At 73.0% G+C, this 14,309-nt stretch carries 11 protein-coding genes and 1 tRNA gene; 8 read left to right on the forward strand and 4 right to left on the reverse strand.

Going from position 1 to position 14,309, the window contains the following annotated elements:
- Positions 1 to 2 precede the first annotated feature (2 nt).
- The gene (gene argS, locus J2X60_RS07975; protein WP_309887021.1) at positions 3 to 1,673 is read right to left on the reverse strand and encodes an arginine--tRNA ligase; all 1,671 of its coding nucleotides are present in this window, start codon (positions 1,671 to 1,673) and stop codon (positions 3 to 5) included.
- 59 nt (positions 1,674 to 1,732) lie between these two features.
- Here argS and J2X60_RS07980 point away from each other — a divergent pair, with 59 nt between their 5' ends.
- From J2X60_RS07980 to J2X60_RS08000, 5 genes are all read left to right on the forward strand, one after another.
- The gene (locus J2X60_RS07980; RefSeq protein WP_309887022.1) at positions 1,733 to 2,308 is read left to right on the forward strand and encodes a hypothetical protein; all 576 of its coding nucleotides are present in this window, start codon (positions 1,733 to 1,735) and stop codon (positions 2,306 to 2,308) included.
- A 517-nt stretch (positions 2,309 to 2,825) separates the two neighbouring features.
- Positions 2,826 to 2,897 (forward strand) — tRNA-Arg (locus J2X60_RS07985).
- Between the two features lie 135 nt (positions 2,898 to 3,032).
- A complete protein-coding gene (locus J2X60_RS07990) occupies positions 3,033 to 4,094 on the forward strand; it encodes a Gfo/Idh/MocA family oxidoreductase (protein WP_309887023.1) in 1,062 nt (353 codons plus the stop codon).
- Positions 4,095 to 4,139: 45 nt separating this feature from the next.
- Positions 4,140 to 8,066 carry a Pls/PosA family non-ribosomal peptide synthetase gene (locus J2X60_RS07995; RefSeq protein ID WP_309887024.1) on the forward strand — a complete coding sequence of 1,309 codons (3,927 nt, stop codon included), beginning with the start codon at positions 4,140 to 4,142 and terminating at the stop codon, positions 8,064 to 8,066.
- Positions 7,991 to 9,382 (forward strand): M1 family metallopeptidase, encoded by a 1,392-nt coding sequence (locus J2X60_RS08000; RefSeq protein ID WP_309887025.1) that lies wholly within the window; start codon positions 7,991 to 7,993, stop codon positions 9,380 to 9,382. The genes J2X60_RS07995 and J2X60_RS08000 overlap by 76 nt, the downstream gene beginning before the upstream one ends.
- A gap of 25 nt (positions 9,383 to 9,407) precedes the next feature.
- Here the strand turns inward: J2X60_RS08000 and J2X60_RS08005 are convergent, their stop codons facing one another.
- On the reverse strand, positions 9,408 to 9,704 hold the full coding sequence (locus tag J2X60_RS08005; RefSeq protein WP_309887026.1) for a helix-turn-helix transcriptional regulator: 297 nt from the start codon (positions 9,702 to 9,704) through the stop codon (positions 9,408 to 9,410).
- 45 nt (positions 9,705 to 9,749) lie between these two features.
- On the opposite strand from J2X60_RS08005, the gene map reads away from it, so the two are divergent.
- Positions 9,750 to 10,517, forward strand: coding sequence for a type I methionyl aminopeptidase (map, locus tag J2X60_RS08010; RefSeq protein ID WP_071302524.1), 768 nt, complete (start codon positions 9,750 to 9,752; stop codon positions 10,515 to 10,517).
- Here map and J2X60_RS08015 read toward each other — a convergent pair.
- Both J2X60_RS08015 and J2X60_RS08020 read right to left on the reverse strand, forming a co-directional pair.
- Entirely contained in the window at positions 10,501 to 11,064 is a 564-nt protein-coding gene (locus J2X60_RS08015) for a 4'-phosphopantetheinyl transferase superfamily protein (RefSeq protein ID WP_309887027.1), read from the reverse strand. The genes map and J2X60_RS08015 overlap by 17 nt on opposite strands.
- 24 nt (positions 11,065 to 11,088) lie before the next feature.
- Positions 11,089 to 11,292, reverse strand: a complete 204-nt coding sequence (locus J2X60_RS08020; RefSeq protein ID WP_022905704.1) for a hypothetical protein — start codon at positions 11,290 to 11,292, stop codon at positions 11,089 to 11,091.
- A gap of 274 nt (positions 11,293 to 11,566) precedes the next feature.
- Here J2X60_RS08020 and J2X60_RS08025 point away from each other — a divergent pair, with 274 nt between their 5' ends.
- Together J2X60_RS08025 and J2X60_RS08030 are read left to right on the forward strand one after the other, a co-directional pair.
- A complete protein-coding gene (locus J2X60_RS08025) occupies positions 11,567 to 13,519 on the forward strand; it encodes a TPM domain-containing protein (protein WP_309887028.1) in 1,953 nt (650 codons plus the stop codon).
- 56 nt (positions 13,520 to 13,575) lie between these two features.
- Positions 13,576 to 14,301 carry a PspA/IM30 family protein gene (locus J2X60_RS08030; RefSeq protein WP_309887029.1) on the forward strand — a complete coding sequence of 242 codons (726 nt, stop codon included), beginning with the start codon at positions 13,576 to 13,578 and terminating at the stop codon, positions 14,299 to 14,301.
- Positions 14,302 to 14,309 lie beyond the last annotated feature (8 nt).

Below are 14,309 nucleotides of genomic sequence, written 5' to 3' on the forward strand. Positions count from 1 at the left end.
CGCTACATGCGCTCCGGCGCCGTCACGCCGAGCAGGCCCAGCCCGTTGCGGACGACCTGGCCGGTGGCGTCGTTCAGCCAGAGGCGGGTGCGGTGCAGGTCGGTCACGGGCTCGTCGCCGAGGGGCGTGACCCGGCAGGCGTCGTACCAGCGGTGGTAGAGCCCGGCGAGCTGCTCGATGTACCGCGCGACACGGTGCGGCTCGCGGAGCTCGGCCGCCTGGCGCACCACGCGCGGGTACTCCGCCAGGGCGCCGAGCAGGGCCCCCTCGGTGTCGTGCGTCAGGAGCGAGGCGTCGAAGGCCGACCGGTCCACCCCGGCGTTCGCGGCGTTGCGGGCCACGGACTGCGTGCGGGCGTGGGCGTACTGCACGTAGAACACGGGGTTGTCGTTCGTGCGCTTCGTGAGCAGGTCGAGGTCGATGTCGATCGCGGTGTCGCTGGCGAACCGGACCAGCGCGTACCGGCCCGCGTCCACGCCCACGGCGTCGACGAGGTCCTCCATCGTGACGATCGTGCCGTTGCGCTTCGACATGCGCATCGGTTCGCCGTCCTTGAGCAGGTTGACCATCTGCCCGATGAGGATCTCGAGGTTCTTGCCCGGCTCGTCCCCGAACGCGGCGCACATCGCCATCATCCGGCCGACGTAGCCGTGGTGGTCCGCGCCGAGCATGATGAGGTTCCGCTCGAACCCGCGCTCGCGCTTGTCGAGGTAGTACGCCAGGTCGCCCGCGATGTACGCCGGCTCGCCGTCGGACTTGATGACGACGCGGTCGCGGTCGTCGCCGAAGTCGGTGGTCCGGAGCCACTCGGCACCCTCGGCCTCGTACATCACGCCCGCCGAGCGCAGTCGCTCGATGGCGCGCTCGACGGCCTTCGACTCGTGCAGGGCGTTCTCGTGGAAGTACACGTCGAAGTCGACGCCGAAGTCGTGCAGCGACGACTTGATGTCGGCGAACATGAAGTCGACGCCCTCGCGCCGGAAGAGCTCCTGCGCCTCGTCGCGCGGCAGGTCCTTGACGTCGACCGACGGGTCGAGGGTCGCGATCACACGCGCCGCGATCTCGGCGATGTACGCGCCGCCGTAGCCGTCCTCGGGCGTGGGCTCGCCGAGCGCCGACGCGACGAGGGAGCGGGCGAAGCGGTCGATCTGCGCGCCGTGGTCGTTGAAGTAGTACTCGCGGGTGACGAGGCCGCCCTGCGCCTGGAACACCCGCGCGAGGCTGTCGCCCACCGCGGCCCAGCGCACGCCGCCCATGTGGATCGGCCCGGTCGGGTTCGCGGACACGAACTCGAGGTCGATCCGCACGCCGTCGTACAGGTCGCCGTGCCCGAAGGACTCGCCGCCCTCGACGATCGTGCGCGCGATCTCGCCGGCAGCGGCGGCCTCGAGCGTGATGTTGATGAAGCCGGGGCCCGCGACGTCGACCGAGTCCACGCCGTCGAGCTCGGTCAGCTCGCCGGCGATCTCCGTCGCGAGCTCGCGCGGGTTCGTGCCGAGCCGCTTCGCGAGCTGCATCGCCGCGTTCGAGGCCCAGTCGCCGTGCGCGCGGTTCTTCGGACGTTCGAGTGCCGCGTGGGACTCCTCGATGGTCACGGTGTCGGACGCGCCTCGTCGCTCGACGATCCCGGTCAGGATCGACAGGTACGCGGCGGAGAGTTCGGCAGGAGTCACGAGGGTCGAGTCTACCGGGACGCACAGGTCCTCCCCGGTCGATGCACCATCATGTCGGGATGACCACCCGCAGCCGCGTCCGGGCGATCAGCGTCGCCCTCCTCACCGTGTCCGCGTCCGTCGCCCTGGTGGGGTGCTCCGGCGGCGGCTCGGACGGCGCCACGCCGAGCGCCACGGCGGGTCCGATCGGGAAATGGGTCGCACAGACGTGCACCGAGCTCCTGCCCACCGACGCCCTGTCCGTCTACGGGAAGACGTTCACCCTCGACGACGACTTCACGCCGGAGAAGGGGACCCCGGCGGCGCGCATCGCCGAGCAGCGCGGTCGCGTGTGCCACTGGAGCGCGAACGACGACGCCTCGATCACGATCACGGTCGCCGTCGCCGACCTGCCTGAGAAGTCGCTCACGAACCTCAAGGACGCGCTCTACGAACGGGGCGGATCCGTGCCGACCTACCGGGTCGAGGGGTACTTCTCGCTCACCGACGGCGTCGGGCGCGCGGACGCCTTCGCCGACCCGTACTGGATCACCGCGACCTCCACCCTCTTCACCGAGCCCGGCGGCGCGCAGCCGGTCGTCGACGCGGTGCGGAGCGTCGTGCAGCCGAGCGCGTCCGCGACGCCGGCCGGCTGATCCGTCCGCCGCGTACCTGATGGGATCGGGCGTACCCGGTGAGCTCCTTCGACCAGGTACGCCCGATCTCGCTTGCCATCGCACGCGATCTGGGAAAGACCGGCACCGAGCGCGCCCCGCGCCCGCCGTACCCACCAGACGGACGGGAGGCGCAGTGCGGCCCCGCCCCGCGCCTCCCGTCCGTCAGCTCGTCACCCGCGTACCTGGCGGGAACGGGCGTACTTCGTCGATTCTTTCGAACAGGTACGCCCGATCTCGTTTGCCATCGCGCGCGTCCTGGGAAAGACCGGGCTCGAGCGCGCCCCGCGCCCACCAGGAGGAAGGGAGACGCGGCCCCGCGCCTCCCGTCCGTCAGCTGGTCACCCGCGTACCTGGCGGGAACGGGCGTACCCGGTGAGTTCTTCCGACCAGGTACGCCCGATTCCGCTTCCCATCGCGCACGTTCTGGGAAGGACCGGGCGCGACACGCGTGGTCTCGGACAGCCGTGCGGACCTGCTACGGTTGGTTCCACCCAGGGCCCCCATAGCTCAGGGGATAGAGCACTGCCCTCCGGAGGCAGGGGCGGAGGTTCGAATCCTCCTGGGGGCACAGTGACATCCCCGCGGAAGCAGGCGACTTCGCTTCGCTCAGGCGGCTGCCCGCGATGTCGGCTTCGCCGACCTTCCCTCCGGGGGCGGTCGGGGCGGGGCCCTCGTGGGCGCACATCGCGGTAGCGTCGGGCGCATGACGATGGTGTTCCCGGAACCTGGTGTTGCGCCGCTGCGAGGCGGGCCGAGGCTCGGGTGGGGCGTGATCGGTCCCGGCGAGATCGCGGGCGACTTCACGTCGACGCTCCACGCGAACTCCGACCAGCGCGTCGTCGCCGTCGGCTCCCGCTCCCCCGAACGCGCCGCCGCCTTCGCCCGGCGACACGGGATCCCCGGCGTGCACGGCTCGTACGAGGCCCTCGTCGCCGACCCCGCCGTCGACGTCGTCTACGTCGCCTCACCGCACCCGCAGCACCTCGGCCACGCGCTCCTCGCGATCGCCGCGGGCAAGCACGTCCTCGTCGAGAAGCCGATGACCACATCGGAGGCGGACACCCGCACCCTCGCCGAGGCCGCCCGCAGCGCCGGGGTGTTCGCGATGGAGGCGATGTGGACCCGGTACCTCCCGGGGACCACCGTCGTCGCACGGCTCCTCGCCGACGGCGCCCTCGGCGACGTCCGACTCGTGTCCGTCGACGTCGGCTGGCCGCACGACCCCGACCCCGCCGACCGCATGTTCGACCCCGCCGCCGGCGGCGGCGCCCTCCTCGATGCCGGTGTCTACGGGCACTGGTTCGCACGGTTCGCCACCGGCGCCCCGGTGACCAGCAGCACGACGGGAGCGGTCTCCGGACGCGGGGTGGACCTCCAGTCCGTCACCGTGTCGACGTCGGCCGGCGGCGCGCAGGCCGTGGTGACCACGACGATGACGGCGTGGACGCCCGGACTCGCGGTCATCGCGGCGAGCACGGCCACCGTGCGGTACACCGACCACTTCGTGTTCCCGGCGTCCTTCGCGCTGCACCACGGCGCGGAGGCGGCGCACTGGGAGGACGAGAGCGGCCTCCGTGGCAGACAGGGCCTCGTCTGGCAGACCGCGGCGCTCGCGCAGTACGTCGCCGAGGGGCGCACGGAGTCGCCGCTGCACTCGCTCGACGACTCGATCGGGCTCGCCGCGACGCTCGACGCTGCGCGGTCCGCGCTCGGTCCCCGGGTGGACGCCCCCGGTGTTTCCGAACGCGACACGTCCACCCCCTAGGATCACGGGCCGGTCGACCCCGCACGCGACCGGGAAGAGGACTCGATGACCGCAGCCACCGGGAACCCGCAGCACGAACTCGCCCGGGGCGCCGACGCCCCGGCACCACGGACCCTGCTCGACGTCCTCACCGCGACCGCCGCCGAGCACCCCGACGCCACCGCGCTCGAGGACCCGGCCGGCACGATCGACTACGCGACGCTCGTGCGACTGGTGCACGAGCAGGCCGACGACCTCGCGCGCCGCGGGGTCCGACGGGGCGACCGGGTGGGCGTCCGGATCCCGTCCGGCGGGCGCGACCTGTACGTGTCGATCCTCGCGGTCCTCGCGGCCGGCGCGGCGTACGTCCCGGTGGACGCCGACGACCCCGAGGAACGCGCCACGCTGGTGTTCGGCGAGGCCGGCGTCGTCGGCGTGATCGGAGTGGGCGGCGTCCTGCGTGACCGCGACGGCGCGGAACTCCCGGTGACCGACCCCGCGGCGAGCGCCGAGCTCCCCCGGCAGGACGACGACGCGTGGATCATCTTCACGTCCGGGTCGACCGGTGTGCCCAAGGGCGTCGCCGTGACGCACCGGTCCGCTGCGGCGTTCGTGGACGCCGAGGCGCGGATGTTCCTGCCGGCCGCGCCGATCGGTCCGGGCGACCGGGTGCTGGCGGGTCTGAGCGTGGCGTTCGACGCGTCGTGCGAGGAGATGTGGTTGGCGTGGGGCCACGGTGCGTGTCTGGTGCCGGCGCCGCGGTCGCTCGTGCGCACCGGGGTGGACCTGGGGCCGTGGCTCATCGCGCACGGGATCACGGTGGTGTCGACGGTGCCGACGCTCGCGGCGCTGTGGCCGGACGACGCGCTGGAGCAGGTGCGGTTGGTCATCTTCGGTGGTGAGGCCTGCCCGCCGGAGCTCGCTGCGCGGATCGCGAGCCGCGAGCGGGAGGTGTGGAACACGTACGGTCCGACCGAGGCGACGGTGGTGGCGTGCGGTGCCCTGCTCGACGGGAGCACGCCGATCCGGATCGGGTTGCCGTTGGACGGCTGGGACCTCGCGGTCGTGGACGCGGCGGGTGCCCGGGTGGAGCCGGGGGGCGTCGGGGAGCTCGTCATCGGCGGCGTCGGGCTCGGGCGGTACCTGGACCCGGCGAAGGACGCCGAGAAGTACGCGCCGTTCCCGGAGCTCGGGTGGGAGCGGGCGTACCGGAGCGGGGACCTGGTGCGGTACGACCCCGAGGGACTCGTGTTCCAGGGTCGTGCGGACGACCAGGTGAAGCTCGGCGGTCGTCGCATCGAGCTCGGGGAGATCGACGCGGCGCTGCAGGGCCTGCCGGACGTGGCCGGGGGTGCAGCCGTGGTGCAGCGGACGCCGGCGGGCAACCAGGTGCTGGTCGGGTACGTCGCGCCGGTCGCGGGTGCGACGGTGGACGCGGCGGCGGCGAACGCTCGGCTGCGCGAGGAGCTCCCGGCGGCGCTCGTGCCCCTGCTCGCGGTGGTGGACTCGCTGCCGACGCGGACCTCGGGCAAGGTCGACCGTGCCGCGCTCCCGTGGCCGTTGCCGGGGTCGTCGGACACGGCGATGCTCCCGGACACGGTGGCGTGGATCGCCGAGCGGTGGTCCGCGATCCTCGGGGTGCCGGTGGCGAGCGTCGACGACGACTTCTTCGCGCACGGCGGCGGGTCGCTGACGGCGGCGCAGCTCGTGTCGGCGATCCGTGAGCGCTTCCCGACGACGACGGTGGCCGACGTGTACGACCACCCGCGGATCGGGGCGCTGGCGGACGCGCTCGACGACTCCGGCCCGGTGACGTCGGTGCCACGCGACGTCCGGCCGGTCCCGCTGGCGACGGGTGTGGTGATGACAGTGCTCGGGCTGCCCCTGCAGGTGCTCCGTGGTCTGCGGGTGCTGACGTGGACGGCGCTCGTGGCGGCGGTGCTGCACGCGACGACGCTGCCGTCCGTCCCGGTGCTGCCCTTGCCGGCGCTCGTCGTGGCGCTCGTCCTGTTCGTCACCCCGGCGGGGAAGATGGCCGTGACGGTCGTCCTCGTCCGGGCCCTCCTCGTCGGGGTGCGTCCGGGTGACCACCCCCGTGGCGGGTCGGTGCACGTGCGGGTCTGGCTCGCGGAGCGGATCGCCGAGGCGGTGGACGGCCCCTCGACGGCCGGTGCGCCGTGGATCAGCTACTACGCCAGGGCCTTGGGCGCGACGATCGGCAAGGACGTGGACCTGCACGCGCTGCCGCCGGTGACCGGGATGCTGACGGTCGGCAAGCGGGCGTCGATCGAGCCCGAGGTCGACCTCGCCGGACACTGGGTCGACGGCGACGTGTTCCGGCTCGGCCGGGTCCGGATCGACGCGGACGCCGTGGTGCACAGCCGGACGACGCTGCTGCCGGGTGCGCACGTGGGCGTCGGTGCCGAGGTGGAGGCCGGTTCCGCGGTTGCCGACCGGGTCCCCGACGGGGAGCGGTGGGCGGGGTCGCCGGCGGAACGCGTCGGGTCGGCTCGGCACGACCGGGAGGCGCGGCCCCCGTCCCGACGCCGGTGGCTGCTGGCGTACGGGGCCGGGTCCCTGGCCGTGGCCGGGTTGCCGGTGATCGGTGTCGCCGCGGGGGTGGGGCTGGTGTGGCTCCTCGTCGGACCGGTCGCGTCCCTCCAGAGGGCCGTGCTGCTCGCGCTGGCGTGGGTACCGGTGGGGACGGTCGTCGCGGGGCTCGTGTACGCGGCACTCGTCGTGGCCGCGGTGCGGTTGCTCGGGATCGGTCTGCACGAGGGTCGGCACCCGGTGCGCTCCCGGATCGGCTGGCAGGTGTGGACGACCGAGCGGATCCTCGACGGCGCCCGGACGCTGCTGTTCCCGGTGTACGCGTCGCTCGTGACCCCGCTCTGGCTCCGACTGCTCGGGGCGCGGGTGGGACGGAACACCGAGATCTCGACGGTCCTGCTCATCCCGGCGCTCACGCAGATCGCCTCGGGGGCGTTCCTCGCCGACGACACGATGGTGGCCACGTACGAGCTCGGCGGCGGTCGGGTGCGGATCGGTCGGTCGAAGGTGGGGCGACGGGCGTTCCTCGGCAACAGCGGGATGACGGGCGCCGGACGTTCGGTGCCGCGCGAGGCCCTGGTCGCGGTGCTGTCCGCCGTCCCGAAGAAGGCGAAGCGCGGATCGTCGTGGCTCGGCTCTCCCCCGGTGCGGCTCCGGCGCGCCACGGCGGAGTTCGACGAGGAGCGCACGTTCCGGCCGCCGCGGTCCCTCAAGGTCGCTCGAGGCTGCTGGGAACTCCTGCGCCTGGTCGCCCCGATGGTGTCCGCGGGGATCGCGCTCGGGGTCGTCGGCACGCTGCTCGCGCTCTGGACGGCCGTCGGCATCGGGTGGACGGTGCTGCTCGCCGGGCCGGTGCTCATCGTCGCCGGTGCCGTCGCGGCCGTGGTGTCGACGATCGCGAAGTGGTCCTTCGTCGGCCGGATCGCCGCCCGCGAGCACCCGCTCTGGTCGTCGTTCGTGTGGCGGAACGAGGTGCAGGACACGTTCGTCGAGACCGTCGCCCGGCCGTGGTTCGCCGAGCAGGCGACGGGGACGCCGGCCCTCGCGGCGTGGCTCCGCAGTCTCGGGGCGACGATCGGCCGCGGTACCTGGCTCGAGACGTACTGGCTCCCGGAGGCCGACCTCGTGACGATCGGGTCCGGGGCCTCCGTGGCCCGCGGCACGGTCGTGCAGACGCACCTGTTCCACGACCGGGTGATGCAGCTCGACGAGGTCCGCCTCGACCCGGGTGCGACGCTCGGGCCGCACAGCGTGGTGCTGCCGGCTGCGGGCATCGGACCGGGCGCCACCGTCGGGCCGGCGTCCCTCGTGATGCGCGGCGAGCAGGTGCCCGGCGGGACGCACTGGTCCGGCAACCCGATCGCTCCGTGGACATCGGCGCCGCCGGTGCCGGCGCGGTCGTCCGTCGAGCACGTCGCCGTGGCAGACTCGACGGCACCGTGAAGCCCGCCTCGACGAACCCAGACGCCGACCCGTACACCCCGCACAGCGGCGACCGACGGTGGAGCGCCCACCACTACGAGCTCCGTCTGGAGTACCGCGTCGCGACGAACCGCCTCGACGGCACCGCGACGATCACCGGCCGAGCGCACGAGGACCTCGACCGTGTCGTCCTCGACCTGCACGGCATGACGGTCGACCGGGTGGACGTCGACGGCAAGCGGGCGAAGAAGCACACGGCCGCGACGCACAAGCTCACCGTGACCCCGGCCGAGCCGGTCGCCGCCGGCACGGACTTCACCGTCCACGTGCGGTACCGCGGCACACCGCACCCGCTCCGCAGTCCGTGGGGCCAGATCGGCTGGGAGGAGCTGACCGACGGTGTCATCGTCGCGGCACAGCCCACCGGCGCCCCGTCGTGGTTCCCGTGCAACGACCGACCGGACGACAAGGCCACCTACCGGTTCGAGATCACCGCCGAGGCCGCGTACGACGTCGTCGCGAACGGCGAGCTGCTCGGCAAGGAGCGCGCCCGCGCCGGCACGACGTGGACGTACGCCACGACCGAGCCGATGGCGACGTACCTCGCGACGGTGCAGATCGGGCGCTACCGCACGACGAAGCTCCGCGGCTCGGACACCCCCGTCACGCTGCACCACCCCGCCGACCTCGGCACGGCCGCGAAGACGGACTTCGGACGGGTACCGGACATGCTCGCCCTGTACGCGGACCGGTTCGGGCCGTACCCGTTCGCGTCGTACGGCGTCGTGGTGACCGACGACGAGCTCGAGATCCCGCTCGAGGCGCACGGCCTGGCGGTCTTCGGCCGGAACCACGTCGACGGCGAGCACGGCACCGACCGGCTCATCGCACACGAGCTCGCGCACCAGTGGTTCGGCAACTCCGTGACGGTCACCAGGTGGAAGGACATCTGGTTGCACGAGGGCTTCGCCTGCTACGCCGAGTGGCTCTGGTCGGAGCACCGCGGCGGCGAGTCGGCGGACACCCTCGCGGCGACGTACCGCGACGGGCTCCTGGAGCAGCCCGAGGACCTCGTCGTGGCCGACCCGGGCCCGAAGGACATGTTCGACGACCGGGTCTACAAGCGCGGCGCCCTGGCCCTGCACGCCGTCCGTCGGTCGGTCGGCGACGACGCGTTCTTCGCCGGGCTCCGGACGATCACCGAGCGACACCGGTACGGGTCGGTCGCACCGGAGGACGTGCACGCCGCGTTCGCCGACGCAGCAGGGACCGACGTCGACGCGGTCCGGGCCGTGACGGCACCCTGGCTCGACGAGCCCACCGTCCCCGCGCTCTAGGGAACCGTCGGCGGCGTCGCGCGCGTCAGCTCGCGGTCTCGACCAGGTCCGGGGCGCCGCCGACGTCGGCCGTCTCCGAGGCGCCGTTCACCTCGGCCCACACCGCGTCGAGGGACAGCCCGACGACCCCGGCGACGGACGCGATGGTCGAGAACGCCGGCGTCGCGATGCGGCCGGTCTCGATCTTCCGCAGCGTCTCCGGCGAGATCCCGGCCCGCAGCGCCGTGTCGAGCATCGAGCGCTCCCCGCGGGCACGGCGGAGCAGCGCTCCGAGCCGCCGACCACGGGCGACCTCGTCGGGGCTGAGCGGGAGACGGACCATGCGCCCACACTAATACCGGTCTTCCAGTACCGGTATGATCATCCCATGATCGAGATCCTCACCCCGGCCGAGGTCGACCGGGCCCGCGCCACCGGAGCCCTCGTCGGCACGATCCTGCAGACCCTGCGCGAGCGCACCCGCGTCGGCACGAACCTGCTCGAGATCGACCGGTGGACGAAGGCGATGATCGAGGACGCCGGCGCCGAGTCCTGCTACGTCGACTACGCCCCGTCGTTCGGACGCGGGCCGTTCGGCCACCACGTGTGCACCGCCGTCAACGACGCCGTCCTGCACGGACTCCCCCACGACCGGACCCTGCAGGACGGCGACCTGCTGACGCTCGACCTGGCCGTCTCGCTCGACGGCATCGCCGCCGACGCCGCCGTCAGCTTCGTGGTCGGCACACCGGACCCGGCCGACCTGGCCCTCATCGACGCCACCGAGCGCGCTCTCGCCGCAGCGATCGAGACCGCCGGCCCCGGGGTCCGCACGGGCGACCTGTCGCACGCCATCGGCACGGTGCTCGAGGGCGCCGGCTACCCCGTCAACGTCGAGTTCGGCGGCCACGGCATCGGCTCGACGATGCACCAGGACCCGCACGTGTCGAACACCGGGCGACCCGGACGCGGCTACACCCTCCGCCCCGGGCTGCTCCTCGCGCTCGAGCCGTGGGTGATGGCGGACACCGACGTGCTCGTCACCGACCCGGACGGCTGGACGCTCCGCAGTGCCACGGGAGCACGCACCGCGCACACCGAGCACACGGTGGCGATCACCGAGGACGGCGTCGAGGTCCTCACGCTCCCACGCTGAGCGGAGCCCCGCCCGCCGCGACCGCGAGCACCACGTCGACCGCGGGGAACAGCACCGTGACCGGCTGCGACACCCCGTCCAGGACCGCCGTGCCCCTGCCCAGGTCGACGTCGACGCGGGTGGGGTCCACCCGGAGTCCTCGGCCGTCACGCTTCAGGACGGCCTCCTTCACGGCCCAGCACGCCGCCCGGGCAGTGTCGTCGCCGGACCGGGCGAGCTCCCCGGGCGTGAACGCGTCGAGCGGGGCCGCTGCGACCCGCGACACGCGCTCGAGGTCGACGCCGATCCCGGGCGGTCCGACGGCCAGTGCGACGAGGTCGGCGGTCCGTGCGAGGCTCACCCCGACGGCGGAGCCGTCGACCTCGGCCCAGGGGCGGCCGTGGTCCGTCGCAGCGCAGTGCGGGCAGACGCGCCCCGCGCGCACGGCCGACACGTCGACATCCGCCGCCGACGCGACGGCGGTGAGCAGCGCCTCCCGGTCCGCGTCGGGACTGCCGCCGGACCGCCGGACCGTCACCACGACGGTCTGGAGGCGCGGGAGACTCACGCAGGCGAGCCTACGTCGGGTGGTTCAGGCGTGGGTGAGCGCGATGAGCGCGACGTTCATCGTGCTGTAGAGCCCTTCGGACCGGGTCGCCTGGCGCACCCGTCCGCGGAGGACCTCGTAGCGGCCGTCGTGCTCGCGCACGAAGCCGATGACACCGCTCGCCGGCGTCGACACACGGTGGTAGCCGTCCTCGAGTGGGACGACCTCGGTGCTGGTTGTTCGCTCCATTGCAGTTCCCCTGTCTCGTTCGTCGTCGAACGCTCCCCGAGCATACCCCGGTCCGGGGTACAACGCCTGCACAGGCCCGGGGTTCCACGAGGGTTCGCCCGGAGTCTGTCCGAGCGCTGCGCGGCGTGGATAGACTCCGGGCAACAGCGCTCCGGGGCGCGGTTCCGGGGGTACTCGGACCGTGATCACGGCGACGGACGGAGGACGGATGCGAGCGGTCCAGGGCGGATCGGCCACGGGCAGGACGAGGACCGACAGGGGGACGCCGGGGCTGGTGGGACGCATCGCTGCGGCACTCCTGGCCGTGTTCCTCGTGCTGGCGCCGGCGGCGACGGCGCGAGCGACCGCGCCGGTCGACCTCGGTGGCGCGTACGTCCTCGACGAGGCCGACGTGCTCAGCTCCTCGCAGCAGTCCCGGATCGAGAACGCCGTGCAACAGCTCTACACGGACACGAAGACCCAGCTCTACGTCGTCTTCGTCCCGACGTTCACGAACCCGTCGGACCACACCGAGTGGGGCGCCGCGACGATGTCGGCGAACCAGATCGACTCCGACGGCATCCTGCTGTCGGTCGCCGTCGACGACCGGAACTACGACGTCCAGCAGACGAACGAGACGAGCATCTCGTCGTCCGACGTCCAGTCCGCGGTGGACGACGACCTGCTGCCGGCCCTCAAGCAGAGCGACTGGTCCGGTGCCGCGCTGGCCTTCGCGAACGGCCTCGCCGACACCCAGGCGCCGCCGGACCTCACCTGGCTGTGGATCCTCCTCGCCGTCGTGGTCGTCGCGGTCGTCGTCGTGGTGCTCGTCATCCGGACGCGGAACAAGCGCCGGACGGCCGCCGCGACGAAGGCGCAGGAGGCGTCCCTCGCCGACCTCGAGCGGACCGCCGGTGGCGCCCTCGTGACGATCGACGACGAGCTGCGCACCGCCGAGCAAGAGGTCGGGTTCGCCACCGCGCAGTTCGGGGCCGACGCCGCGAAGCCCTTCGCCGAGGCGGTCGCCGCGGCGCAGCAAGCCGTGCGCAAGGCCTTCACGTTCCAGCAGCAGCTCGACGACGAGATCCCGGACTCCCCGCAGCAGCGCGCCGACTGGGCGAACCAGATCATCGCCATCTGCGAGCAGGCGCACGCCTCGATCGAGGAGCAGACGGAGTCGTTCGACAAGCTCCGCTCGCTCGAGGACGGCGTCGAGGAAGCCGCTGCCGCGCTCGCGCAGGCCGTCGCCGCCGCCCCGGCATCGGTCCAGCAGGCGAGCGCCGCGCTGGACCGGGTCCGCTCGGCGTACACCGGCCGGACCCTCGCGACCGTGTCGGACAGCGTCGACCAGGCCGAGCAGGTCCTCGCCTACGCGACCGAACGGTCCCAGGCGGCCACCGCCGCGATCGCCGCGGGCGACAAGGGCGAGGCGGTCGTCGCCGTGCGCGACGCCCAGCACGCCCTCGCGCAGGTGCAGCAGCTCACGTCGAGCGCGAGCGCTGCCGAGGCGAGCTTCGCCGAGGCCACCGCACGCGCCGAGGCGATGCGCGTCGACATCGAGGGCGACGTCGCCGCGGCGCGCACCCTCACCGTCGGCGGACCGGAACTCGCCGCCGCGGTCACCCGTGCCGAGACCGTGCTGCGGCAGGGCTTCGACCCGAAGGACCCGATCACCGCGGTCGACGCCCTCACCAAGGCGAACACCGAGATCGACCAGGCCATCGCCGCGGCCCGTGGCGCCGAGGAACAGCAGCGTCGGGCGTCCCGCGCGCTCGACGACGCGCTCCGCGACGCCCGGAACCGGATCAGCCAGGCGCGCGAGTTCATCTCCCTGCACCGCGGCGGGGTCGGACCGACGGCGCGGACGCGGCTGTCCGAGGCGCAACGAGCACTCGACGACGCCGTCCAGCTCGCCACGACGGACCCGGGGCAGGCGCTCCAGGCAGCGCGTGCGGCCGAGCAGTACGCGGCGGCCGCGATGGACGCCGCGAACGACGACATGGGCGGCTGGGGCGGTGGCGGCGGCTTCGGCGGCGGTGGCGGCAACGGCGCGCAGCTCGGCGGCCTCGTCACCGGCATCGTGCTCGGTGGCCTGCTCGGCGGTCGCGGCGGCAGCTACGGCGGCGGCTCCTTCGGGGGTGGCGGCTTCGGCGGTGGCGGCGGCTTCGGGCGCGGAGGCGGCTTCGGCGGCGGAGGCGGCGGGGGCGGGGGCGGCGGGGGCGGTTTCTCCGGCGGCGGCCGCTTCTAGACCGGGCACCACAGACCAACAGCACCACACCAGTCCTTCCACGAAAGGGAACAGCAATGGCAAAGCAGACGATCTTCGGGCGGATCTCGACCCTCGTCCGGGCGAACATCAACCAGCTCATCGACGACGCCGAGGATCCCCAGAAGATGCTCGACCAGCTCGTGCGGGACTACACGAACAACATCGCGGACGCCAAGACGGCGATCGCGCAGACGATCGGCAACGTCCGACTGCTCGAGCAGGACCACGAAGAGGACAAGCGGGCAGCGGTGGAGTGGGGCCAGAAGGCCGCCAACGCCTCCTCCGCTGCGGACAAGTACCGCACCGAGGGCAAGACGGTCGAGGCGGACAAGTTCGACAACCTCGCCAAGATCGCGATCGGCAAGCAGATCGCGGCCGAGCAGGAGGTCAAGGACGCCGAGCCGAACCTCGCCTCGCAGAACGAGGCGGTGGAGAAGCTCAAGTCGGGCCTCGCCGGCATGGAGCAGAAGCTCGAGGAACTCCGCTCGAAGCGCGACAACCTCGTCGCCCGGTCGAAGACGGCCGAGGCGCAGTCCAAGGTCAACGACGCGCTCGGCAACATCGACGTGCTCGACCCGACGAGCGACCTCGGCCGCTTCGAGGAGAAGGTGCGCCGCGAAGAGGCGAAGGTCCTCGGCCAGCAGGAGCTGCAGTCGTCGAGCCTCGACTCGCAGTTCGAGAGCCTCGAGGACGTCGGCAAGGACGCCGAGGTCGAGGCACGGCTCGCCGCCCTCAAGTCCGGCGGTTCGTCGAGCGTCTGACGCGCTCC

The organism is Curtobacterium sp. 320, assembly GCF_031455235.1.
Lineage (GTDB): Bacteria > Actinomycetota > Actinomycetes > Actinomycetales > Microbacteriaceae > Curtobacterium.